The 23,764-nt window shown below is 58.5% G+C and carries 19 protein-coding genes; 8 read left to right on the top strand and 11 right to left on the bottom strand.

The features are described 5' to 3' along the window. Positions 1 to 49 precede the first annotated feature (49 nt). Entirely contained in the window at positions 50 to 1,123 is a 1,074-nt protein-coding gene (gene corA, locus N645_RS0103800; protein WP_024460185.1) for a magnesium/cobalt transporter CorA, read from the bottom strand. Between the two features lie 152 nt (positions 1,124 to 1,275). After that, a complete protein-coding gene (locus N645_RS0103805) occupies positions 1,276 to 1,590 on the bottom strand; it encodes a BON domain-containing protein (RefSeq protein ID WP_024460186.1) in 315 nt (104 codons plus the stop codon). Positions 1,591 to 1,853: 263 nt separating this feature from the next. On the opposite strand from N645_RS0103805, the gene N645_RS0103810 reads away from it, so the two are divergent. Together N645_RS0103810 and secD are read left to right on the top strand one after the other, a co-directional pair. Further along, complete coding sequence (locus N645_RS0103810) at positions 1,854 to 2,240, top strand: hypothetical protein (protein WP_123637384.1); 387 nt, start codon at positions 1,854 to 1,856, stop codon at positions 2,238 to 2,240. A gap of 46 nt (positions 2,241 to 2,286) precedes the next feature. Beyond that, positions 2,287 to 4,590, top strand: coding sequence for a protein translocase subunit SecD (secD, locus tag N645_RS0103815; RefSeq protein ID WP_024460188.1), 2,304 nt, complete (start codon positions 2,287 to 2,289; stop codon positions 4,588 to 4,590). On the opposite strand, the gene N645_RS0103820 is transcribed toward secD, so the two are convergent. Next, positions 4,591 to 5,820 (bottom strand): EAL domain-containing protein, encoded by a 1,230-nt coding sequence (locus tag N645_RS0103820; RefSeq protein WP_024460189.1) that lies wholly within the window; start codon positions 5,818 to 5,820, stop codon positions 4,591 to 4,593. A 378-nt stretch (positions 5,821 to 6,198) separates the two neighbouring features. Here N645_RS0103820 and N645_RS0103825 point away from each other — a divergent pair, with 378 nt between their 5' ends. Together N645_RS0103825 and N645_RS0103830 are read left to right on the top strand one after the other, a co-directional pair. Next, positions 6,199 to 7,506, top strand: a complete 1,308-nt coding sequence (locus N645_RS0103825) for an acetyl-CoA C-acetyltransferase (RefSeq protein ID WP_024460190.1) — start codon at positions 6,199 to 6,201, stop codon at positions 7,504 to 7,506. Positions 7,507 to 7,516: 10 nt separating this feature from the next. Further along, positions 7,517 to 9,637, top strand: coding sequence for a 3-hydroxyacyl-CoA dehydrogenase NAD-binding domain-containing protein (locus tag N645_RS0103830; protein WP_024460191.1), 2,121 nt, complete (start codon positions 7,517 to 7,519; stop codon positions 9,635 to 9,637). A 62-nt stretch (positions 9,638 to 9,699) separates the two neighbouring features. Here N645_RS0103830 and N645_RS17380 read toward each other — a convergent pair whose 3' ends face one another. From N645_RS17380 to glgC, 6 genes are all read right to left on the bottom strand, one after another. Then, a complete protein-coding gene (locus tag N645_RS17380; protein ID WP_081665846.1) occupies positions 9,700 to 10,599 on the bottom strand; it encodes an energy transducer TonB in 900 nt (299 codons plus the stop codon). Positions 10,600 to 10,614: 15 nt separating this feature from the next. Next, positions 10,615 to 11,121, bottom strand: a complete 507-nt coding sequence (locus N645_RS17385) for a sel1 repeat family protein (protein WP_152521615.1) — start codon at positions 11,119 to 11,121, stop codon at positions 10,615 to 10,617. A gap of 125 nt (positions 11,122 to 11,246) precedes the next feature. After that, complete coding sequence (locus N645_RS0103845) at positions 11,247 to 11,672, bottom strand: hypothetical protein (RefSeq protein ID WP_024460194.1); 426 nt, start codon at positions 11,670 to 11,672, stop codon at positions 11,247 to 11,249. Between the two features lie 8 nt (positions 11,673 to 11,680). After that, the gene (gene malQ / locus N645_RS0103850) at positions 11,681 to 13,189 is read right to left on the bottom strand and encodes a 4-alpha-glucanotransferase (RefSeq protein ID WP_024460195.1); all 1,509 of its coding nucleotides are present in this window, start codon (positions 13,187 to 13,189) and stop codon (positions 11,681 to 11,683) included. Next, positions 13,189 to 14,910, bottom strand: a complete 1,722-nt coding sequence (locus N645_RS0103855) for a glycoside hydrolase family 57 protein (RefSeq protein ID WP_024460196.1) — start codon at positions 14,908 to 14,910, stop codon at positions 13,189 to 13,191. The genes malQ and N645_RS0103855 overlap by 1 nt, the downstream gene beginning before the upstream one ends. Next, complete coding sequence (glgC, locus tag N645_RS0103860; protein ID WP_024460197.1) at positions 14,900 to 16,168, bottom strand: glucose-1-phosphate adenylyltransferase; 1,269 nt, start codon at positions 16,166 to 16,168, stop codon at positions 14,900 to 14,902. Before glgC ends, N645_RS0103855 begins: the two co-directional genes overlap by 11 nt. Before the next feature lie 316 nt (positions 16,169 to 16,484). Here glgC and glgB point away from each other — a divergent pair, with 316 nt between their 5' ends. From glgB to N645_RS16600, 3 genes are read left to right on the top strand one after another with little or no spacing between them, the layout of a single operon-like run. Then, a complete protein-coding gene (gene glgB, locus N645_RS0103870) occupies positions 16,485 to 18,677 on the top strand; it encodes a 1,4-alpha-glucan branching protein GlgB (RefSeq protein ID WP_024460198.1) in 2,193 nt (730 codons plus the stop codon). After that, complete coding sequence (gene glgA / locus N645_RS0103875) at positions 18,674 to 20,140, top strand: glycogen synthase GlgA (RefSeq protein WP_024460199.1); 1,467 nt, start codon at positions 18,674 to 18,676, stop codon at positions 20,138 to 20,140. Before glgB ends, glgA begins: the two co-directional genes overlap by 4 nt. A gap of 36 nt (positions 20,141 to 20,176) precedes the next feature. After that, the gene (locus tag N645_RS16600; protein ID WP_024460200.1) at positions 20,177 to 21,760 is read left to right on the top strand and encodes a PQQ-dependent sugar dehydrogenase; all 1,584 of its coding nucleotides are present in this window, start codon (positions 20,177 to 20,179) and stop codon (positions 21,758 to 21,760) included. A 66-nt stretch (positions 21,761 to 21,826) separates the two neighbouring features. On the opposite strand, the gene N645_RS0103885 is transcribed toward N645_RS16600, so the two are convergent. Continuing rightward, the gene (locus tag N645_RS0103885) at positions 21,827 to 22,222 is read right to left on the bottom strand and encodes an ectoine synthase (RefSeq protein WP_024460201.1); all 396 of its coding nucleotides are present in this window, start codon (positions 22,220 to 22,222) and stop codon (positions 21,827 to 21,829) included. An 83-nt stretch (positions 22,223 to 22,305) separates the two neighbouring features. Beyond that, complete coding sequence (locus tag N645_RS0103890; protein WP_024460202.1) at positions 22,306 to 22,920, bottom strand: redoxin domain-containing protein; 615 nt, start codon at positions 22,918 to 22,920, stop codon at positions 22,306 to 22,308. A gap of 156 nt (positions 22,921 to 23,076) precedes the next feature. Here N645_RS0103890 and N645_RS0103895 point away from each other — a divergent pair, with 156 nt between their 5' ends. Then, positions 23,077 to 23,763, top strand: coding sequence for a hypothetical protein (locus N645_RS0103895; RefSeq protein WP_024460203.1), 687 nt, complete (start codon positions 23,077 to 23,079; stop codon positions 23,761 to 23,763). Position 23,764 lies beyond the last annotated feature (1 nt).

Here is a 23,764-nt window from a genome sequence, read left to right on the forward strand (position 1 = left end):
TTGATATAAGGGTTTGGGGAGGTGCCCCTCCTCCCCTGCCCGCTTCGGTTTATAACCATCCGCGTCGCTTGAAGAACCAGATCAGCCCTGTGGTGATTGCAATCATAATACCCCACACCATCGGGTAGCCGAAGTACCAGCGCAACTCTGGCATCGCCCAAGGACTGCCCGGGTTCTCAAAATTCATGCCGTACACGCCTACCACGAACGTCAGGGGTATGAAGACCGTGGCAATGATCGTCAACACCCGCATGGTTTCATTGGTGCGCTGGCTGATACTGGAGAGGTAAATATCGAGCATACTGGTCGTCATCTCCCGAAAGCTCTCCAGCAGTTCGATGATCTGTACGCTGTGATCGTGGCAGTCTCGGAAATAGACCTGCGTGTTGGCATGAATTAACGGATCTTCGGCTCTCATCAGGCTAGTCAGTAGCTCTCGTTGTGGCCAAAGCACTCGGCGAAGTACCAGGAGTTCTCGCTTTAGGCCATGAATCTGGGCCAATGTTCGCTGGCTCGGATGCTCGAGCAGATCTGTTTCCAGGTCCTCTAATTGGTAGCCGAACTGCTCCAACACCGGAAACCCAGAATCGATAACCAGATCCAATAAGGCGTACAGCAGGTAATCGATGTCCCGGGATAGAAATCGCCGGTTATTGGGCAACCGCATGCGCTGGCGGACGGGTTCGAAGGGGTCTTCATCCAATGGACAAAGACAGAGTAGATAGTTTTTGCCGATGAACAGGCTGATCTGGACAATCTCCAGATCTTCGCCGCTGTAGAATGGCATCGCCGCAATCAGGAACAGCCGGTCGTCATAGAGCTCGAGTTTGGGACGTTGTCCGGTATTGAGCACGTCCTCCAGGGCGAGATCATGAAGATCAAAAAGCTCGCCCAGGTTTCTGAGTGTTTCCGGATCTACCTGGCCATTGACCTGAATCCAGGTTCTTGTCTCTCTGATCACATAGTCCCGGCAATCCGCGGCGTTTACCAGCCTGACTTCCTCCAGGTGATCCTCGGTGTAATCGATCAGGTGAAAGCTCGGCGGCTCTCTGGTCTCGCTCTTCGCAACCAGGGTTCCGGGCTCGGTGCCGGGGTCGTGATAGTGCTTGCTGAAATAAGCCATGACGGGTCCTTATGAGCCTTCCGTTCAGCCACTTGTAGGCAATTGAGCTACGCTTGAGCATAGCTCAATTGATGGAAGGTTTCACAGCCCATTCAAGCCAACACACCAGCAGCGTGCCTCGACGTATCCAGTCCAGATTGGTACCGGATGGGCTATTTCAGCTTCATGTCGTTCTCAACCGATGTCACCCCTTTCACTTCACGTGCAATACTGACGGCCCGGTTAATATCAGCCCGGGAGTTTACGAAGCCAGACAACTGCACCACGCCTTTAAAGGTTTCTACGTTTATTTCCGAGCTTTTCAATGTTGAATCATTGAAAATCGCCGCCTTTACCTTGGCAGTAATGACCGTGTCATCAATGTACTCTCCCGTGCCAGAACTGGTCTCGGTAGAGGCGCAACCTGCAAACATGGCCAACAGCATCGCCAATGCCAGTATCGGAATTTGTCGCATTATCTTTTCCATGCCGGTTTCTCCTGCTATTGCAAATGGCCAACACCTTGCGACCTATGACCCCTAAGAGTCAGTACCTCGGCAGTTGGCTGACCGGGCACACCGTCAGGCTATTGCACTGCCATCATAGAGTCTGTTCGATATCCCACATCCAGCACAGTTGGCATAGGAGACCTTACGGTCAACGCACGCTTCCGCATTTTATTTGCAAGCCCGGATTGACTTTACCTCCGGCCGCCCCCAATCTATCGATTAAACACACTTGGCGCAGCCCCATGTACCGACCCAACCCATCAAGACATCGCCGCAAGTCCGGAGCCTTCAGCGCTTTGTGGCTCACTTTGCTGGTGCTGTCAGTGGGATTGTTGGGCGCCGGGGCTGGTGGCGTTCAAACCTCGGACCACTCGCTGGGGGTCGGCTTTTCGGGCGCCTTTGACCCGGTGGTAGGCGCGCCGTCGTCCACGGTGCTCAATGCCCTTCCCAACGGAGAGCGCCAGTCGTCAGAAGGAACCGACGAAGGCGATCAAGCATTCGCCGCCAATAACGCATTTAATGGCACAGTCGCCGAGCTGTCGGCGCCCTCCTATGACTATCAATCACCGACGCCTCCCAGGCTGAAGCACCCGTTAAACCAGGCACCACGAGCGCCGCCACTCGTCTAATCCGTCCCAGTTTTCACTTCTTTTACGGATTAAACGAGGAATTCCCATGAAATCCCTGCAAACGCGTGCCATCGTGTATGGCCTGGTGATTCTGTTGGGCGTGCTGAGCGCCCTACCCAACCTACTTCCCAAATCCATCAGTGAGGCCTTGCCCTCCTGGTACACCACCAATCAACTCGCCCTCGGCCTGGATCTGCGCGGTGGTTCTCACTTGTTATTGAACGTTGATACGACGGATCTCGGCTTTGAGGCGCTGTCCAGTGCCGAGCGTGCGGTCGCCCTGGATGATGTCATTGAACGCAGTCTGGAGATGGTCCGGCGTCGCCTGGACGAGACCGGGCTGACTGATCCCACAGTCACCCGCCAGGGTGAAGACGGCATTCTGGTCCAGTTACCCGGTGTGGATGACCCGAGCCGAATTCGGACCCTGCTGGGCACGACCGCGAAGATGACCTTCCATTGGGCCGTCAACGATCAATCCGTAGGGCCTGTGCTGCAGTTGCAGGGCCCTGAGAATGAATCACTGTATCGCCTGGAAAAGCGGGTTGCCCTGCAAGGCGAGCACATCCGCGATGCACAGATGGCGTTCAATCCGGATACCGGGGAACCGATTGTCAACTTCAAGCTGGACAATGACGGCGCCCGTCGTTTTGGCGACATGACCCGGGACAACATCGGGCGGGCACTGGCGGTGGTTCTGGACGGTGAGGTCATTACCGCGCCGGTCATACGCTCCGTCATTGCCGGAGGAAGCGGGGAGATCAGCGGCGGGTTTACCACCACGGAAGCCAGCGATCTGGCCTTGCTGCTACGGGCCGGTGCCCTGCCCGCACCGCTGGACGTGGTGGAAGAGCGCACGGTGGGCCCGGAGCTGGGCAGTGATTCCATCGCCATGGGGGTCAGTGCCGGTTTACTGGGTACCTTGCTGGTGTTTGGTTTCATGTTGGTGGTTTATCGGCGCTGGGGCTTGATTGCCAGCGCCGCACTCGCGCTGAATATCGCCTTGATTTTTGGCGTGCTCAGCCTGTTTCGGGCGACGCTGACCTTGCCGGGAATCGCGGGCATTATCCTGAGCATTGGGATGGCGGTGGATGCCAATATTCTGATCAATGAACGCATTCGCGAGGAAGTCGCTCAGGGTGGTCGCGCCTGGAAGGCGTTGGATGCGGGGTTTGGCCGTGCCTGGGCAACCATTCTGGACTCGAACGTCACCACGCTGATTGCCATCAGTTTACTCTTTCTGTTCGGTAGCGGTCCGGTGCGGGGGTTTGCCGTCACCATGGCGGTTGGCCTGCTGACCTCTTTGTTTACAGCCATTGCCGTGGCCCGGGTGTTGATGGAGTGGCGGGTCAGGCGCCTCGGGCGGCGTGCGCTGGTGATACCCGGTCTGGCCTGGATGAGCAGGGCCGGACAAGCGCCGCTGAATATCATGAAAGCCCGTTTTGCCGGTATCGCCCTGTCGGCGGTACTGTCTCTGGTATCCATTGGGCTATTTGTGTCACCGGGGCTGACCTACGGTGTGGATTTTACCGGCGGCAGCGTGGTGGAGGTTCGCGCTCCGGCCCTGTCCGTCGAACAGTTGCGCGACCAGCTGACGGACCCGGCCCTCGCGGGTGCGGCGATTCAGGAGTTTGGTGAGGCGGGTGTGTTTCAGGTTCGCTTGCCCACCGAAACGGCTGATAACGTCGCTTCCGGCTCACTGGTGCAACACCTGAAAGCCGAGGTGTTGGCCGCCGACCCCGACGCGAGTTTTCCGCGGGTGGATATGGTGGGCCCCAAAGTCAGCGGAGACTTTACCGAGGCAACGATTCTCGCCGTTTTGATGGCCGGTGGCGGTATGCTGATGTACCTCTGGTTCCGGTTTGAATCACATTTCGCCCTGGCGGCAACCTTGACGCTGGCTTTGGATCTGGCGAAAACCGTTGGCTTTTTTGCGTTGACAGGCATTGAGTTTAATCTGACAGCGGTGGCCGCCCTGCTGGCGCTGATCGGCTATTCGGTGAACGACAAGGTGGTGGTGTTTGATCGCATTCGGGAAAACCTGCGCCTGGATCCAGACCGATCGTTATGGACACTGTTTAACGACAGTATTTCCGCGACATTGAGCCGCACCTTACTGACCTCAATCACCACCGTGTTGGCCATTGTTCCGATGGCAGTTGCCGGTGGCGCCGCGGTACAGAGCTTCGCCTGGCCGATGCTGTTTGGCATCGTTGTGGGAACCAGCTCGTCTATCTTTATTGCCGCTCCGATCCTTTATTGGCTCAGCGAACGTCGCACGGCAAAGGGGCTGGCTCAACTCAAGCCCACAGGAGAGGCGCTTCGGGCCGAGCTGGATGCCCTACCCTGATCATAGCTCTCCGCTGACATCTACATCCGCCAGAAGGAATTGGTGGTTCAATAACCGGATCCCGAACGTTTTACAGCGTATGCCGCTGGTCGTATCCCGGTAGGCATTTGAGACCACCATGGGTGCATTGCGCTGCTCCCCCAGGCCAATCAGCTGCGGAAAATAGGGCCGGTGGCTCCAGTTCTTGCCGATGAACTGGTCCAGGGTTTCCCCCGTGGCAATTTCAACATTGGGCGACACCTGATTACCTTCAGCATCACAAATATAATAGCGAACGACGCCCAGGCGATTCAGCTCACTCAGGAGAGGGATGGGCAGTGGCTGAGTGTCAAGCAGTTGCCTCGCCACACTCTGAAGCTGGCGCCCTACCGCCTCCTGCTGGATCATCGCCTCGGAGTATGCGCGGGCTTTCCGGCTCAGGTATCGGCTCTTCAGATGTTGTGTTTTGTTCACGGTGGCCGTCGGCTCCATCAACGACTCGCTCGCTTTGCCGTGAATCCAGCCCTGAATCAGGTCCGCGCCGCACTCCAGCGCAAATTGATACTCCTGTTCGGTTTCTATGCCCTCACAGATGACCTGGCAGCCGATGCGCTTGGACATTTCGGTAATCGACAACGCAATATCCGCCTCGATACCACCGAGCACTGCCGCTTTCAACAAGCCCATGTCCAGCTTGATGACATCGGGGGTCAAGGCCGCAATGCGATCGACCTGGGAGGCGCCGGAACCAAAATCATCGATGGCAACGCGGATGCCCTGTTTTTGATACTCCCGGGTTAACCGACGCAGGTTATCAATATCGCCGGCACGCTCGGTGATTTCGACAATGACCCGGGCCGGATCGATCCCGGAAGACTCAATCAACCCCAGGGTCGGAATCAGCTCGTTCTGATCCAGGCGGTCCACCCAGTGTGGACAGATGTTGAGTGCGAGAAAGCCCGCTTGGGGCTCGTGAGCGAATGTATTCAACGCTTTCTGGCGCAGGTCCCGATCGATTCTCAGCACGGCGCTCGGCGCATAGTTCCCGCTGGTAAACAGACCGGCGGCGGTGCGCAGTTGCCCGTCACTGGCCCGGATTCGGGCCAGGGATTCATAGCCTGCGACTCGGCCCGTACTGGTATCCACGATGGGTTGGTAACAGGGAATGTACCGGCCAGAGGGTGACGGCAAGGAGGTTACGGCCAGTGATGGCTGAGTGAACAGTCTGGTGATGGGGGGCGGGTTGGCCATACTCGAGATCTCCGGTACATCTGGCCCTGCGTCCCGAAATGGGGGGTGCCTGGCATCCATTTATCGAACGATTGATTAACAACTCAGCCAGTTACCGAAGCAAGTTACGCGCCACCCCAAGGCACGGCGCCAACCCTTGTGCTCTGGCCCATAAATCTCGATAAAACAAGAGGCTTGGGCCATCGTCACCGAGCTATCACGCCTCTCGCCAGTGCCCGCTGCCCGGGCGCGCACCGGTATGGTGCGGTTTTATGTAAGCTTTCCCACACCAATAGTTGACAGTCAGACGCGCTCACCCCTTAAACTACCGAGAGACAACCCATAACCGCGTGTTATGCTTTCGTTTTCAGGCATTTACAGACTGCAGAGGATGGCTATATGGTCCAGCATCAGGAACAAGCGCCCCGTCGACCGGTTTACCTAGTGGACGGCGCCCGAACCCCCTTCCTGAAAGCCCGCGGGCGCCCCGGGCCCTTCACTCCGGTGGACCTGGCTGTTCAGGCCGGAAGGCCCCTGCTAATGCGCCAACCCATGGCGCCCACCGATTTTGATCAGGTGATTCTGGGCTGTGTGAACGTCATTTCCGAGGAGATGAACCCGGCCCGGGTCGCGGCCCTACGGCTCGGTATGGGTGAGGCCATGACCGCCTTTACGGTGCAGATCAACTGCGGCTCGGGGATGCAGTCCATCGATACAGCCTACCGGACCATTCAGGGCGGCAGTGCCGACCTGATCCTCGCCGGCGGTGCGGAAGCGCTGAGCCATTCGCCATTGCTGTTACAGCAGAAAGCCGTGAACTGGCTGGCTGACTTACAGCTCGCCAAAAGCCCCATGGCCAAACTGAAGGCGCTGGGACGGTTCCGCCCTTCCCTGTTCAAACCCGTGATCGGGCTTGAGCGTGGGCTCACCGATCCCATTGTCGAACTCAATATGGGGCAGACGGCGGAAGTCATTGCCCAACTGTTCGGCATTACCCGAGCCCAAGCCGATGAATACGCGGTAAGCAGTCACCTGCGTCTGGCCCGGGCCCAACGGGAAGGCTGGCTGGACAACGAAGTGGTTCCGGCGATTTCCGCTGACGGGCGCATTTATAAAGAGGACGACGGCGTTCGGCCGGATAGTTCGGTCGAGCATCTGGCCAAACTTCGACCGGTGTTCGAACGCCCCTACGGCATCGTGACCGCGGGCAACAGCTCCCAGATCACTGACGGTGCGTCCTGGATGATTCTGGCTTCGGAAGAAGCGGTAAAAAAACACAACCTGACGCCACGAGCGGTGATTACCGATAGCTGCTGGTCTGCCCTCGACCCGGAAATCATGGGCCTGGGCCCGGCGATGAGTATTGCGCAGTTGTTGTCACGTCACCAGTACCGGCTCGACGATATCGACCTGTGGGAGCTCAACGAAGCTTTTGCCGCGCAAGTGCTCGCCTGTCTGGCGGCGCTGGAAGATGAAACTTTCTGCCGCGAAGCGCTCAAGCTGGAGCACTGTTTCGGTCGCATTGACCGGGACAAGCTCAACATTGATGGCGGCGCGGTCGCCCTCGGGCATCCTGTGGGCACCAGCGGTAACCGCATCGTGTTGCACCTGCTCAACGCCCTTGAGCGCAAAGGTCTCAAACGTGGCATCGCCACCCAATGCATCGGTGGCGGCCAGGCCGGCGCCATGATGATCGAACGAGTTTAAGGAGAGCGCTATGACTGGTCCCGTCTATTCTGCCCTGCAAGCGCGCGCCCTGGAGCTGGGGCCCTTTGGCCACGAACCGTCCAGGGATAACCCCGGCCCCTGGCAACACTGGCAACTCGGCCGGGATGAACAGGATGTTGCCTGGCTACTGCTGAACAAAGCCGACTCCAGCGTCAATGTTCTTTCAGCCGATGTGCTGGAGGAGCTGGGTCAGGTGCTGGATGCCCTGCAGGACAATCCGCCCACGGGCCTGGTGCTGCGCTCGGGCAAGCCGGGAAGCTTCTGCGTGGGAGCTGATATCAAGGAGTTTCGGCATCTGCACAGCGAGCAGGAAGTGAGCGAAAAGCTGACCCGCGCTCACGGACTGGTCAAGCGACTGGTCGACCTGCCCTACCCGACGGTGGCGGTGATTCACGGCGCAGCGCTTGGCGGTGGTCTTGAGCTGGCTCTGTGTTGCGACTACCGCATAGCGGTGGCCGGCGCATCCATGGGCACACCGGAAGTGCTGTTGGGCCTGCATCCGGGCCTGGGTGGCACCGGCCGGCTGGTGGATCTGATTCACCCGGTGGCCGCCATGACCATGATGCTGACCGGGAAGAATACCCGTGACCGCAAAGCCAAAGCGCAGGGCCTGGTCGATCTGGTGGTACAGGAACGGCACGTGGCCAATGCAATCAGCGCCGTCATGTCCGGGAAGGTTAAAAAACGCAAGAACACCTGGCAGGCCAGGCTGTTCCGGATTGACCCCCTGCGTCGATTTGTCGGCAAAAAAATGCGTGGCCAGGCCGCCCGAAAAGCGCCACCGGAACATTACCCTGCCCCCTACGCCCTGGTGGACCTGTGGGAAAAATACGGCCGCAACGGAACCGACCTGTTACGCCACGAAGTTGACTCCTTTGCCAAACTGCTGACCAGCGACACCTCGCGCAATCTGGTGCGGGTCTTTTTCCTGCGCGAACAGATGAAGGCACTTACATCCGTTGATCCGCAGGTGGCACCCATTCGACAAGTGCACGTTATTGGCGCCGGTGCCATGGGCGCAGACATCGCCGGCTGGTGTGCCATTCAGGGGCTTCGGGTCACGCTGTTTGATACCCAACCGGAAATGATTGCCAAAGCGATTGGCAAAACAGCAGCCCTGTGCCGCAAGAAGCGCTTCTCCAGTGCGGACACTCGGGCCGTTCTGGACCGGCTGATTCCCGATTTTCATCACGACGGTATTGCCCAGGCCGATCTTGTACTGGAGGCCGTTCCGGAAAAGCTGGAAATAAAGCACAAGGTGTTCGCCGAGGTGGAGCCGAAACTGAAAGACGGTGCCATTTTGGCCACCAACACGTCCAGTATTCCGCTGGAACAACTCCAGGACGGATTGAAACATCCGGAGCGGATGGTGGGCGTACACTTCTTTAATCCGGTCGCGCAAATGCTGCTGGTCGAAGTGGTACAGCACTCGAAGATGAACAACGAAACCTTCGAGCGCGCGAAAAAGTTTGTCGGTCAGATCAGTCGGCTACCCACCCCCGTATCCAGTGCCCCCGGGTTTCTGGTCAATCGGGCGCTGACCCCTTACCTGATTGAAGCCATCGTCATGCTGGATGAAGGCCACAGCCCGGAAAGTATCGATCAGGTAGCGCTGGATTTCGGTATGCCCATGGGGCCCATTGAGTTGGCCGATCAGGTGGGGTTGGATATCTGCCTGGGTGTGGCGGAGATGTTACGTGAACGGCTGGATACCGAATTGCCGGAAACGCCCCAGTGGTTCAAGGATAAAGTGGATCAGGGCAAACTCGGCAAGAAAACCGGTGAGGGTCTCTACGTCTGGGACAAAGGCAAGCCGAAAAAACGCAACAGCCCAGCCCGAGCGCCGGAAGAGACTCTGGATCGGTTGATTCTGCCGATGCTCAATGCCTGCATGGCATGCATGCGCGAAGGCGTCATCGACAACGAGGAGCTGCTCGACGGTGCGATGATTTTTGGTACCGGTTTTGCCCCCTTCCGCGGCGGCCCCATGAAGTACGCCCATGAACGCGGCTTTGCCGACATTCAGCAGCGGTTGCAACAGCTCGCGCAGTTGCATGGCAAGCGTTTCGCACCGGATGCGGGATGGGCTGCACAGGATTCTGACAAATAACAAGACTGACCTGCCCCGAGGGCCGGTAGCCCAGACTATCGATTCGCGGTCTCGCAAACCGCTCAGGGCATTTCCCTGAGCGGTTTGCCCGCCTCATACATGGCCAGTTGCGCCTCGCGTTGTGTTAAGGGCAGCTGTAGTACTTGTGCATCTTCAATGACTTTTTCCTGCCAGAGTACTGCCTGTTTGAAATTGCCCTGCTCCGCCGCGACGGCGGCGGCCGTCATATAGTAACGCTGGCGATCAAAGTAGCGCTCGTCTACACTGCTCCAAAGTGAGTGAGCCAGTGTTCCGTCCCGAACCTCCTCGTCTGGATGCGTCGACAACACCCAGGCATATCGTAACCGAGCGGTTGGGTGTTGCTTTGCAGCCTCTCGCAACCAGAACAATGCCTGTTCTGAGTCCTGAGTGAAATGGGCGCCACTGAACAACTCCAACGCCAATAAGTATTGGGCACCAATCACACCCTTGTTGGCAGACTGCCACAGCCAATAGTAGCTTTTTTGGCGATCTATCTCGCATCCCTCTCCGTAAAGAGTGTTTCTACCCAGAGAGAAACTCGCATCACCGTGCCCCTGACGGGCCGCCTTCATCAGCCACCCGTTCGGATTCGACCGATTACTCTTCGAGAGCTGTTCCTCCCCGACATAAGACTGTGCTACCTGACTCAGGTAGGCGAACAGGTATTGATCTTGCGCTGCACCACCGTCGGCCTGTACCCGGAGTTTGCTTAAATGAGAGTCTGCAATAACTCCGCGACGCTGATTGTCTGCACCGTTGATATCCAACTGAAACAAAAATCGATAAGACACTCCGTGCACGGTGACTGGTGTCCCATCCACCGTGACCGGCTCATATCGGAAGCGCCGCAGTGACTCCAGAGCAGCCTCTACAAAACTGCTGTGGGAGCTGTAGTAGACCAGGTGATCACTCGTGGTTCCATCTTTTTCAATGCTGAATATGAACTCAGCCCAGCCTTATTCCCCCCGAAGCGCAGCTGATCGTGGATACTGTGAAGGATAGGTATACACCGGTGCGTAATGAGGGTTTGGTGGCTCACGTTCGGCGAAAGCGGGTTGCATTTTCTGCAGCAGGGCCTCATCGCCAAAGGATTTTTCTAATGTCCGCTGTCTCGCAACGGCTGCCCTCCTTTGCACACCACTCAAGAGGCTGAGCACCTGTTCATGGGTGCCGTTTTCAGACAGTGGGGCACTTTGGGCAGAAAGGGCCATCCAAGCGTAGCCTTCCACCAAATCCCGCTCGACATGCTGTCCTTTCAAATACATGACGCCGATATTCAACTGCGCCTGGTGGTCGCCCCGCTCGGCAGCATGCCTGAAGGCAAGGTAGGCAGACTCGTAACGTCCGGCCTCATAATGAGCCAGCCCACTTTGCAGACTGGCGAATACCAATGCCGGCCACAATGAGACCACCAGTGTTGTCAGGCGACATAAATGGACTACAGGTGGTTTGAATCGAATCACGGCAATCCTCCCTGCTGGGCTTCAGCCATCTTGGGGAGGCAGGCACATAAGCCTGGGAAGGCAGACTGACTCCGTTTATCAGAAGATTGTAGCTTTGATAGCGAGGGTCAGTCTACTCGACAATATTAGGAGTGGCGAACCGGACGACGTGCTGGGGATGATTCATCGGGCGCCAGTTGCGCGGCGCGCGCGGCGGTATTGGCCAACAGGTCCCGATTCATGCGGTGAGGGTCACGCTGACGTTGCTCGATAAACTCTCGCAGGGGTTTGGCACCATGCTCTTCGAGCATCTCCATTTCCAGACCCACGCCCGTCATGGATTTACGCACCACCAGAGCGGCTACGCAACAGCGCCGATTACCCTTGACGCGATCCCCCAGCAGTACTTCCAGCTCCAGTTTCTGCAGCTCACGCACGTTCTGGTAGTCGGTTTCCAGATAGAGACCGTGACTGCTACCGTTTTTGATTCGCCCCATCGCCACCGGTACACCGTGCTTGTAGATCAGTGTGTTGATATTGAGTGAGACTCGTCGACTGCATCGATGCTCCATGGGTTACCTCATGATCTTGATGGTTGCAAGGGTAAATTGGGTTGCCGCCCGTAAAGCGTTAACCAATGATGGATCGACTCATTCAGGCTCGGCGGCACCTGGGGCCAGACAAAACGCCAGCGCCAATTGCCGTCCTCGGTACCCGGCCGGTTCATCCGCTGCTCGGAGCCGAGGCCGAGTAAATCCTGAAAGGGAATGATGGCCAATCGTGCCACCGAAGATAGTGCCAGTTGCACCAACAGTTGGGGCATGGGCTCCTGGCTTTGATGGCAGTACTCGATCAGGCGCGTGCGAACCGATTCAGGCTGCTGCTGATACCAGCCCAGGCTGGTGTCGTTGTCGTGAGTTCCGGTGTACACGACCGAGTGAGGGTCGTAAGCATGGGGCAGATGAGGGTTGTCGGCATTGCCGTCGAAGGCAAACTGCAATACCACCATGCCGGGAAGACGAAACTCTTCGCGCAAGGCCTCGACCGCTCGGGTTATGAAGCCGAGGTTTTCGGCCACCAGGGGCAGGTTCTTGTGTTCCCGGAACAGGCTGTTGAGCAGGGCCCGTCCCGGCGCCTCGACCCATCGTCCCAGTCGCGGCTGCGGGGTTGCCGCCGGAATTTCCCAGAAGGCTTCCAGCCCCCGAAAATGATCCAGTCGAATCAGATCGAACCAACGCAGTTGCGTGTTCAGTCGCTCGCGCCACCAGCGAAAGCCGTTGGCCTGCATTTCATCCCAGTTGTAATGTGGATTGCCCCAGTGCTGTCCGTCTTCGGAAAAGTAGTCCGGCGGCACCCCGGCGACACTCAGGGGCTGACCGTCGGCGTCCAGCTTGAACAGGTCCTGGTTGGCCCAGACATCGGCGCTGTCATGAGCCACAAAAATCGGCATATCACCGAACAGTGCAACCTCTCGCTCCCGTGCGTACTGACGCAGCGCTTGCCACTGCCAGTCAAAAACAAACTGCTCAAACCGACGCGCTTCAATGCTCTGACTGAGCTCCCGACGCATGCGCGCCATGCCCTGTGCCCGGCGCAGGCGAATATCATCCGGCCACTTCGTCCAGTCATCGCCCGGGTAGCAATCGCGCAACGCCATGAACAGGGCGTAATCATCCAGCCATTGGCGCTGGTCGTGACAGAAACGCTCGTAAGCTTCGGCCTGCTCCGGATGCTGATCATACTGCGCAAAGAACGTATCGGCCGCCTGCCGCCGCGCCTGCTCTCCGGTAAGCGCCTGTCGTTGTTCCGACGTCAACCAACTGCGACTGACCAGATCATCCAGGTCAATAAGGGCCGGATTGCCCGCGTGAATCGACAGGGTCTGATAAGGAGAACGATTGGCGTGGGTGGGGCCTACCGGCAACATCTGCCAGACGGTAAACCCACACTCGGACAGAAAGTCCACAAACCGGAAAGCGTCGGCACCCAAGGTGCCCTGCTCTCCCGGGCCGGGTAATGATGTGGGGTGCAGCAGCACCCCGGCCCTGCGGTGCTGTAACAACGGGTGCGGCAGATCGCGCAGGGCCATCAGGTACTGCCCTCCGCATGGCCGCGCCGCATGACGCCGCCGGCGGCCGGTGCGCCACCGCCGTGACTGAAGGCGCTTTGCAAATAATCCGGTGGTGGCTGTTTGAGCAACCGGTACAGATTGGTCAAATGGCGCCGGTAAAGGTAGTCAAAGTCCTGCACACTCTCGGACGGGTTGTAATCACCAAACCACCAGAACCAGTCGGACCCTTCGCATTGCGCCAATTGTAACTGCGCGGCTTTCCGTTCAGGCTCGGGCAGCCCCTCGCAATGCGTGTCGTAAACGGCTTTCGCTTCACAGAGCATATCCCAGGCGCGGTTCTTGTCCCGATCGCCAATCCAGGTGGAAAAGGTGCCATAGACCCAGCTTCCCGCGACCAGATGATCGAGCGCCACCGCGTCCAGTTTCGTATCCTCCAGCGCCGACTCGTAAGTCGTCATCTCCAACCGTGGATGACTGCTGATGCGTCGGTAGAGGGCTTCGAGAAAGTACCAGGCGTTTTCCGGGTAGTACTCCCAGGCGTTTTCACCATCCATGATGATGGAAATTACACAGGCATCCGGGTTATCGCTTTCATCCGCGATGCGCACCAGGTGGTTGATCAGATCGCCCACGGCATCCTCGGCGTGCCAGTCGGAGTATTGAAAGCCGATCAGATCGGACAGGCCGTCATCACGGAAAAAACAGCGGATCGGTTGCTGGTCGAAGGTGTAAGCGCGGTGCAGGTGCTTGGGAGCCTGTTTGGCATTGGCGGTTTTTTTCAGACTGTTGTGCAACACGGAGTCTCCCGTGGCGGTCCAGGTAAACCCTTCGTCGGTAAGCAGCTTGAGGGTTTCCCCGCTGAGCGCCCCTTCCGATGCCCAACAGCCCTTCGGGCGTGATCCGAAGTAACCCTCGAACACCTCGAGCCCCTGTTTGAGGTGCCAGTGAGCCCGCTCCTCTCCGCCGGGGTAACCGGCTGACTCGGGCAGGACCACATCGGGCATGGCTTCCCGAGCGCTGTTGAAATCCAGAAGCAGCGGTAATATGGGGTGAGCGTAGGGGCTCATGGCCACCTCAATTCGCCCTTCGTCCCGCAGAGCCCGATAACGGGGTTTGATGGCCCGTAACTGTTCGGCAATCACCAACAGCAGGGTTCGACGATCCTGATCGCTGAAACCGCCGCCTTTGGTCTGCAGTGTCTGAACCCTCGGGTCATCCCGCCGGTGATTTTCACCCAACCAGGCAAGGTGGTACCAGACCACCAAGTCAATCAGGAACTGGGGATTGAGATAACACTGGCGCTGCGGACTGTCGGTGGTCTGATCCAGAATCTGGACCAGAAATTTGTAGGCCGGAAAACGCTCGATCATCCGGTCCCGGTGTGCTCGCAAACAGTTCTGTGCCAGCGTCTCATAGTCCTCACTACCCGGTTCCGGCAATTGCTCCTGAACCAGTGCCGCGAGCATGGGGTCACGGATGCTGGTCCCTCTGTCCAGATAGTCGTCCACTTGTGCCTGGTAATCGTCGAGCTGCTCCAGAAGGATGGGCGCAAAATTCACCACGGCCCGCGCTTTGGGATTGTCCTCCAGATGCACGAGCATGTCGGTGTAATCTTTCAGCGCATGCAGATAGGTCCAGGGAAAATAGTATTCCCCGGTCAACCGGTCCCGGTAATCCGGCTGGTGCATATGCCAGCAGAACACCACTTTAACCCGGGGTTTGACACTGTCAGAACACATGGGGGTATGCCTCATCAAGCATTTCCGGGGTGACCATCACAACGCCTTTGCTCGACACATGGAAGCGCTTTTTGTCCTCTTCCGGGTCGAAACCGATCACCGTTCCGGGTGGAATCTGGCAGCCCCGATCAATCAAGGCGCGTCGAATCCGGCAGTTCCGGCCAACATCCACCCGTGGGAACAGCACCGAGTCGGTAATCTCGGAATAGGAGTGAACCCGCACCCGGGGAAACAGCAACGAATGGTGCACCTGGGCTCCGGACACAATACAGCCACCGGCAATCATGGAGTCCACAGCGTTGCCGCGGCGCCCTTCGTCGTCAAAGACGAACTTGGCCGGAGGCACCTGTTCCTGATAGGTCCAGATGGGCCATTCCGAGTCGTAGAGATCCAGTTCCGGCGTAATGCCGGTCAGCTCCAGGTTGGCTTCCCAGAGTGAGTCGATGGTGCCCACATCCCGCCAATAGGCCTTACCGCCGGTAATCGGGTCGCGGAATGGAAACGCCATGACCCGGTGGCTTTTCATTAAGGAAGGAATAATGTCCTTGCCGAAGTCATGGGAGGAGCCGGGCAGGTTCTGATCATTGAGAAGCTCCCGGAACAGCACTTCGGTGTTGAAAACATAGATCCCCATGGACGCCAGGGCCTGATCGTCAGAGCCGGGCATGGGTTCCGGGTTTCGGGGTTTTTCCTGAAATTTGGTGATCCGGTTGTCGGTGTCGATATTCATCACGCCAAACGCGCTGGCCTGCTCCAGCGGCACCTCAATGCAGCCCACCGTAATGTCCGCCTCGCGCTCCACATGGGCCGCCAGCATGGTGCCGTAGTCCATCTTGTAAACGTGGTCGCCCGCCAGAATCAATACATAGGCGGGGTTATGACGCCGGATAATATCCAGGTTCTGCCACACGGCGTCGGCCGTGCCGGCATACCAGCTTTCCCCCATGCGCTGCTGCGCGGGCAGCAGCTCAACAAACTCTCCGAGTTCGCCACCAAGGAACCCCCAGCCACGTTGTATGTGCCGATCGAGTGAGTGGGATTTGTATTGGGTCAACACACTGATTCGACGGATGCCCGAATTCACGCAGTTCGACAAGGGGAAATCAATGATGCGGAACTTACCGCCATAGTGGACCGCCGGCTTGGCGCGCCAGTTGGTCAACTCATGAAGTCGGGAGCCCCTCCCGCCGGCCAGAACGATGGCCAGGGTTTCCCGAGTAAGACGGCTGACAAAACGGCCCGATGTCGACGTAAGCATAATGAATCCCCAAAGCGAGCGGAGCGCCTGTTATTCGATCAACGAATAAAGTGCCCGCATTATCATAGTCAGCAATAACAGTGCCAAGGATTCCCATCGCCACCAAACTGTTCAGGCAATCCATTGGCCCCTCGAAGTTACCGTTCAAGTTGCTTACTAAGTGTAGTCTCAAAACGAGCGGGTCTGCTTGTTCAAGATCAATTTGTTCCGCGAATTGTGGCGGCAAAAGCAACCCAACAGAAAGGTCACAAACCACTGGTAATATAACGCCATCCCTATTACGCTTTAACGACATACATGCTGTGAGTCCTCTCCCATGCCAGCGACTGCTCTGAAGGAAGCCAGCCAACGCCTGGCTCAGGCACGACACCACGATCCCTTTCAGGTACTGGGTCGACACCCGGTACCGGGAAAGCCGGATACCCTTCTGTTTCGCGCGTTTTTACCCCAGGCAAGCCAGGCTTCTCTCAACGGGGTTAAAGGCAAGCTGACTTTAACCAAAGAAGCGGAGTCAGACTTCTGGTCGTGGCAAGGGAAGGCAACACAGTTACCCGAACACCCGGAAGTCGAATGGCAGGACCACCACAACTGCACCCATACCGCGCACTACCCTTACACCTTCGCGCCACAAGTGGGCGATATGGATCTGCACCTGTTTGGCGAAGGACGGCACTGGCAGGTGTACGAGGTTCTGGGAGCACACCCGCGCACCGTCGACGGCGTGGCCGGCGTGTTATTCGCCACCTGGGCGCCGGCGGCAGAGCGGGTCAGCGTTGTGGGTGATTTCAACCACTGGGATGACCGGCTTCATCCCATGCGGGTGCGCGGAGGCAGCGGTGTTTGGGAGCTGTTCATTCCCGGGCTGGAGCCCAGCACCCTCTACAAGTATTCAATCCGCAACCGGCACTCCGGTCACATCCAGATGAAGACGGATCCCTACGGTCAGGCGTTTGAGGTTCGTCCTAAAACCGCCGCTCTGGTAACCGCTCCCTCAGAGTATCAGTGGCAGGATCAGAAATGGCTGACGCAGCGACGCCAATGGGATTGGCAAAACGCCCCACTGTCGGTGTACGAAGTGCATCTGAGTTCCTGGCGCCGAACGGAAAACGGTGGATTCATCAATTACCGGACTCTGGCGCACCAGTTAGTGGATTACGTCAAGCCTTTAGGGTTTACTCACGTCGAGCTTCTGCCCATTACCGAGCACCCTCTGGATGATTCCTGGGGCTACCAGACCACCGGTTACTTTGCCCCGACCAGCCGGTTTGGTTCGCCGGATGATTTCCGGTACTTTGTCGATCACCTTCACCAGTCCGGTATCGGGGTTCTGTTGGACTGGGTGCCCGCCCATTTTCCGAAAGATGAGCACGCCCTGGCCCGCTACGATGGCACCGCATTGTATGAACATGAAGACCCCCGCAAAGGCGAGCACCGGGACTGGGGCACACTGATTTACAACTACGGCCGCAACGAAGTGCGCAACTTTCTGTTGGCCAATGCGCTTTATTGGCTGAAAGAATTTCATATCGACGGTCTGCGAGTCGATGCGGTGGCGTCCATGCTCTATCTGGATTACTCCCGGGAAGAGGGTGACTGGCTGCCCAACCGCTATGGTGGTAATGAGAATCTTGAAGCCATTGATTTTCTCCGCCAGCTCAATGAGCTCTGTCATGGTGAGCACCCCGGCGCCTTGGTTCTGGCGGAGGAGTCCACGGCCTGGCCTCAGGTCACACGACCCACCTGGGTGGGCGGACTGGGTTTTTCCATGAAGTGGAATATGGGCTGGATGCACGACACCCTGCTCTACATGAGCCGTGATCCGATCTATCGTCACTACCATCACGACCAATTGACCTTCGGGCTGATTTACGCGTTTACCGAGAATTTCATGCTGCCGTTCTCCCATGACGAAGTGGTCCATGGCAAAGGCAGCATGCTCACCAAAATGCCCGGCGATGACTGGCAGCGCTTTGCCAACCTGCGTCTGCTCTACGCCTATCAATGGACTTACCCGGGTACCAAGCTCCTGTTCATGGGTTGCGAGTTCGGCCAATGGAAAGAGTGGGCTCACCACGGTGAGCTGGACTGGTTGTTACTGGACCTTGAACCCCACCAGGGCGTAAAAACGGCCCTGTCCGATCTGAACCAACTTTATAAAACCCGCACCGAGTTGCACCAGCGCAGCTTCCGCAGCGACGGCTTCGAGTGGATCGATTGTCACGACAGTCCCCAGTCGGTCATCAGTTACCTTCGGGCGAGCGACGATGGCTTTCTCGTGGTCATCCTGAATTTCACGCCGACGCCGCGGGAGGGCTATCGCCTCGGCGTTCCCAGCGCGGGGCGCTACCGGGAAGTGTTTAATTCGGACTCCACCTACTACGGCGGCAGCAATGTCGGTAACCCATTGCCACTGGAAACCGAAGATCGCCCGTGGATGAATCGACCCTACTCCATTGAACTGACCCTGCCGCCTCTGGGCGCCATCATTCTCGATATCGACCGGACATGAATATTCTGTTTCTGGCCAGCGAGGCCTTCCCCCTGTTCAAAACCGGCGGGCTTGCCGACGTTGCCGGTGCCCTGCCCCGCGCGCTGATCAAACGGGGGCACTCGCTGCGCCTGGTACTACCCGCGTATCAATCTGTGCTCGCCCGGTTGCGCTCGGACGACAAGGCGCCACCCCTCAGCTCGCGCGGACAGATCGACCTTGACGGAACCCCGGTGAAACTCTGGCAGACGCGTCTACCCGGCACCCGGGTAACGGTCTGGCTGGTGGATATTCCGGCCTTTTCCGAGCGCGAGGGTAATCCCTATGTGACGCCGGAGGGCGTCGATTGGCCGGACAATGACCAGCGCTTTTATACCCTCTGCCGAGCTGCCACCGAACTGGCCATGGGCCGGGCCGGGATCAACTGGAAGGCCGATCTGGTGCACGCCAATGACTGGCAGGGCGGGATGGTCTGCCAGCTGCTGGCGCGGGAAGCGTCCGCGCCCACCACGGTATTCACCATTCACAACCTCGCCTATCACGGGTTGTTTGATTACCAGACAATGCACCGGCTTGGGTTGGAACCCTGGTTGTGGCAACCGGACTTTCTGGAATTTTACGGACAACTGTCGTTTATCAAGGCCGGGTTGGTATTCGCCCAACGGCTGACCACCGTCAGTCCCAGCTATGCTCAGGAGATCCAGACTCCCGAGCTGGGCTGCGGCCTCGACGGCCTCTTGCGAGCCCGGCAGGAAGTTTTGAGTGGCATTATCAATGGCATCGATACCCAGGAGTGGAACCCCGCCCGGGACGCCAGTCTCGCCGCGCCTTACGACCGACGGAGACTGGCCCGAAAGGCCGATAATAAAAAGGCCTTGTGCACCGAGTTGGGGTTGGCTGACAAGCCGGATACTTTACTGCTGGGCTTTATTGGACGCCTGGTGGAACAGAAAGGACTGGACCTGCTGCTGGCAACCCTGCCGGAGCTGTTGGCCCGGGGCGATGTGCAGATCGCCCTGTTGGGCTCGGGCGTCAAAGCCTATGAGCAGGCTTTTGCCGCGTTAGCGAAAGATTACCCCGAACAGCTGTCGGTCACCCTCGGTTACAACGAAACCCTGGCGCACCGTATTGAAGCCGGTGTCGATGTGTTTCTGATGCCCTCCCTGTTTGAACCCTGTGGGCTGAACCAGATGTACAGCCTGCGGTATGGCACCCTGCCCCTTGTGCATGCCGTGGGAGGACTGAAAGATACCGTGATTGATGGCGACGACCCGTTGACGGCCAATGGCTTCTGTTTCGAGCCCGCGACTGTCGACGCCTTGCGCGTTGCGCTCAAGCGTGCTCTCGCGCTCTATCAGGACCCCGAGGCCTGGCAACAACGGCAGCGCAATGCCATGAGTGGCGATTACTCCTGGGATAGAAGCGCCGCCGAGTACGAGCGGATTTATGAGCTGGCGCTGGAGGATAAAAAGCAGAACGCCTGAATGGTACACTCTCGGCTTCATTGCACAGAGGTGACCATGCCAACATCACTCCCTTCCTGGTCCAGATGGCTGCTCGCGTTTATCGCGGCCCTGCTCGTGGGCACACTGCTGGGCAGTCTGGTTCAAACGCAATTCAATCTGCTGGCCATTCAATCCATGGGCTTTCCCGTTCCGCTGGATGTGCGCCTGGTGACCAGCGCACAGGATCTGCTGTTCTTTGGTCCGGTATTCGCCGCACTGTTTGGCGGCAGTTTTCTGGTCTCACAACCCGTCGCCCTACTGATCAATCGCTGGCTTTCCCCCCTCTGGCACCCCCTGCTTTGTGCTCTGGGCGCGGCTCTGGGACTGGCGGTCACCCTGAAACTGGTCGATGCTCTTGCGCCCATGCCGACATTGATTGCGGCCACCCGGTCTGCTTCGGGTACTCTCGCTTTGCTGGCCTGCGCCGCACTGGCCGGCTGGCTGTTTGCCCGCTGGCGCCCCTACCGCTCGACCCAGCCGGTACGATCGCCCTTGGCCACATCCGCGGTCCTTGTGCTTGTCGGTGCGCTCTGCCTGCTTCCCGACCCCTCTTCAGCCAGTGAGTCGGCAGACTACCGGATAGAAACCGTGGCCCAAGACCTCGAACACCCCTGGTCCGTGGCGTTTCTCCCGGAAGGCGGGCTGCTGGTGACTGAGCGCCCGGGGCGCCTGCGCCATATCGACGCTCAGGGTCATCTGCACGCCCCCATTTCGGGCATTCCCGAGGTCTATGCCCAGGGTCAGTCCGGATTGTTTGACGTTCTCCTGGCACAGGATTTCGAGCACAGTCATCGCCTGTATCTGAGCTACGCCTGCGGCACCCACAGCGCCAACCATACCTGTCTGGCCCGAGCCCGGTGGCAGGATTCGGCCCTGCGGGAGATCGAGGAAATTTTCCGGACCCGGCCCGCCAAAACCGCATCCGCCCACTTCGGTGGCCGCCTGGCTTGGCTGGACGATGGCACCCTGGTGATGACATTGGGGGACGGCTTTGACTATCGCGAACAGGCGCAAAATGTGAGCAATCACCTGGGCGGTACCGTGCGGCTCAACCCCGACGGTTCGGTGCCGGCCGACAACCCGTTTCGGAGTCAGACAGGGGCCGCCCCGGAGCTCTACACCCTGGGGCACCGCAATGTGCAGGGGCTGTTCTTTGATGCCACCTCCGGCACGCTGTTCAGCCATGAGCACGGCCCCAAAGGTGGCGATGAGCTCAATATATTGGCGCCCGGAGAAAACTACGGCTGGCCGGCGGTGACCCATGGGCTGGATTACACCGGAGCGCGGGTCTCACCCTACACACAGTGGCCCGGCATACGCCCGCCGCTCTGGCACTGGGCGCCATCCATCGCGCCTTCGGGCTTGACGCGTTATACCGGCACCTTATTTCCCGAGTGGGAGGGCAGCTTACTGGTGGGTGGCCTGGCGTCACGGCAAGTGCATCGGCTGACGTTCACCGATGGCGTGATCACTGAGCAGGAACCGCTGTTTGGCGAGCTGAAAGCACGCATTCGGGACGTTCGGGTCGGCCCGGACGGGGCCGTGTATCTTTTGACGGACAGTCCGGAGGGGAAGGTACTCAGAGTAACACCGGATTGACGGGGTACCGGCGCGGGAACGGCCGGAGAGGAGTCGGGGCGGGCCGTGCCCACCCCGGACAATATTTCAGTCTTCGCTGGTATCGGGCAGGTAGGCGCCGTCTTCGTCGTGCACTTCACGACCGGTGACCGGCGGGTTGAAGGTGCAGATCAGACGCATATCTTCAGTGCCACCACGCAGGATGTGCTTGTCGTGCTTATCCAGCGCGTACAGGGTGCCATCGGTGATTTCATGGGTTTCGCCCGTGGCCAGATCAGTAATGGAGCCATTGCCGGCCACACAGTAAACCGCTTCCAGATGGTGCTTGTACCAGAACGTGTGCTCGGAGCCTGCCTTGATGATGGTTTCATGAAAGGAGAAACCCATTCCGTCCTTTTTCAACAACAGACGACGGCTGGTCCACTGCTGTGCGCTGACTTCGCGTTCACTACCGATAATGTCTTGCACACGTACAATTTTCATAGAAGCTCCTCGTTGACTTGAATGTTCGGCCGACCATTATAACCGAAATGGCACTCTGACCCCACGGGCGGGCTTTATTGGCATCAAATGTCCAGATCCAGCTCGCAACCATAGGCCTCTGTACGGGGCGTTTCAACCGCTTCCCCTGCCAGACCGGCTTCCAGAGCGGCCTCAATATGACTCGTGGCGGCTTCAATGGCTTCCGGGCTTGCGCCATCGCTGTCATCCGGAGCACCGCTATATACCAGGGTGCCATGTGGATCAATGATATAAATCTGTGGTGCTTTACTCACACCATAGGCCCTCGCGACCACACTGGTGTCATCCAACAGCACCGGCGCACTGGATCGCAAGTCGTGGGTATCCTCCAGTGCCAACGCTTCTTCGGCTTCAATCACATTGTCTGGCCCTGGCGCCGAGGAGATGATGGTGAGCCATTTGACCCCCTGCTCTCGGTAGCGCTCCTGCAAACGGGGCAAGTTGCCACTGTCATAATGGTTTTCAACCGCTTCACACCCCGGATGAAACCACTCCAGCACAATCCAATTGCCGATATAGTCGGTGAGCGTATGGGACTGGCCGGCGGCATCGTTAGCACGGAATGCCGGCGCTGGATCACCGGGAGTCGCGACGGCCAATGCAGCGGCTGGCATCAGTAGCGATGAGATCCACAATAAGTGACCCAGTAACGGCTTCATTCAACGAGGCTCCTGTAATTGGTTTGGTGTGCTGTTCAGAAAGCCGCATCCTAACAGACTCATAGTGGATTCTCAGCCGCCCCGATGGTTTACAGTTCGGCCCTGCCGAGCCTATACTGTTTTTATATACAGTATATTTTTATCTGTGAGGTATCCTTGAATCCCGATCTGGAGCAACTCAAGCAACGACGCCTGGTCTGGCGCGGACGCGACGCCGCCCGCCCGCTGGAAGCGCGGGCCAGCGGTTGGCCAGAGCTGGATGCCCGACTGGGCGGGCTGCCCGGTGCCGGGGTAGTCATGATTCAAACGCCCCCAGGCATTGGTGAACTGCGACTCCTGTGGCCGTCCATGGAGCAACAATCCCGACTGACGGTACTGATTACCCCGCCTTACCGGATCGGGGTGGAAGCCTGGCTCGGTGGTGGTGTGGCACAGGAGAAGCTGCTGGTTCTGCACCCCGACAGCACACAAGCTGCGCTCTGGGCAACCGAGCAGAGCCTGAAAAGTGGCAGTTGTGACAGCAGTTGTCTGTGGCTGACGCAGCGATTGCAGACCATCCAGGCCCGCCGGCTGCAACTGGCCGCCCGTGCTGGCCAGTCGACCCTGTTTCTGTTTGCGCCCCCGGCGTTGGACTTGCCCCAGTTACCCATCGACTTGCACCTGGTGCTGAGTCCGGCTGCGCAGGGTGTCCGGGTCGAGGTGCGTCGCCGCCGGCAAGGGCGGCCACTGGCTCCCTTCACAGTCATCATGACAGAACACTGGCCAGAGCTGACCCGCCCCCAGGTTCATTCGGGTCGGGCACCCTCAAGCCCCCAAGTCCAACCCGGTGCCGAGGCCATTTGAC

The sequence above is a fragment of the Marinimicrobium sp. LS-A18 genome (genome assembly GCF_000463525.1).
GTDB lineage: Bacteria > Pseudomonadota > Gammaproteobacteria > Pseudomonadales > Cellvibrionaceae > Marinimicrobium > Marinimicrobium koreense.

Bases quoted from the DNA above. Each gene is read 5' to 3' on its own strand.
- glgA (WP_024460199.1), top strand. From the start codon at position 18,674: ATGAATATTCTGTTTCTGGCCAGCGAGGCCTTCCCCCTGTTCAAAACC.
- N645_RS0103825 (WP_024460190.1), top strand. From the start codon at position 6,199: ATGGTCCAGCATCAGGAACAAGCGCCCCGTCGACCGGTTTACCTAGTG.
- glgB (WP_024460198.1), top strand. From the start codon at position 16,485: ATGCCAGCGACTGCTCTGAAGGAAGCCAGCCAACGCCTGGCTCAGGCA.
- N645_RS0103830 (WP_024460191.1), top strand. From the start codon at position 7,517: ATGACTGGTCCCGTCTATTCTGCCCTGCAAGCGCGCGCCCTGGAGCTG.
- N645_RS16600 (WP_024460200.1), top strand. From the start codon at position 20,177: ATGCCAACATCACTCCCTTCCTGGTCCAGATGGCTGCTCGCGTTTATC.
- N645_RS0103820 (WP_024460189.1), bottom strand. From the start codon at position 5,820: ATGGCCAACCCGCCCCCCATCACCAGACTGTTCACTCAGCCATCACTG.
- corA (WP_024460185.1), bottom strand. From the start codon at position 1,123: ATGGCTTATTTCAGCAAGCACTATCACGACCCCGGCACCGAGCCCGGA.
- N645_RS0103855 (WP_024460196.1), bottom strand. From the start codon at position 14,910: ATGTGTTCTGACAGTGTCAAACCCCGGGTTAAAGTGGTGTTCTGCTGG.
- glgC (WP_024460197.1), bottom strand. From the start codon at position 16,168: ATGCTTACGTCGACATCGGGCCGTTTTGTCAGCCGTCTTACTCGGGAA.
- N645_RS0103845 (WP_024460194.1), bottom strand. From the start codon at position 11,672: ATGGAGCATCGATGCAGTCGACGAGTCTCACTCAATATCAACACACTG.
- malQ (WP_024460195.1), bottom strand. From the start codon at position 13,189: ATGGCCCTGCGCGATCTGCCGCACCCGTTGTTACAGCACCGCAGGGCC.
- N645_RS0103810 (WP_123637384.1), top strand. From the start codon at position 1,854: ATGTACCGACCCAACCCATCAAGACATCGCCGCAAGTCCGGAGCCTTC.
- N645_RS0103890 (WP_024460202.1), bottom strand. From the start codon at position 22,920: ATGAAGCCGTTACTGGGTCACTTATTGTGGATCTCATCGCTACTGATG.
- N645_RS0103885 (WP_024460201.1), bottom strand. From the start codon at position 22,222: ATGAAAATTGTACGTGTGCAAGACATTATCGGTAGTGAACGCGAAGTC.
- secD (WP_024460188.1), top strand. From the start codon at position 2,287: ATGAAATCCCTGCAAACGCGTGCCATCGTGTATGGCCTGGTGATTCTG.
- N645_RS0103805 (WP_024460186.1), bottom strand. From the start codon at position 1,590: ATGGAAAAGATAATGCGACAAATTCCGATACTGGCATTGGCGATGCTG.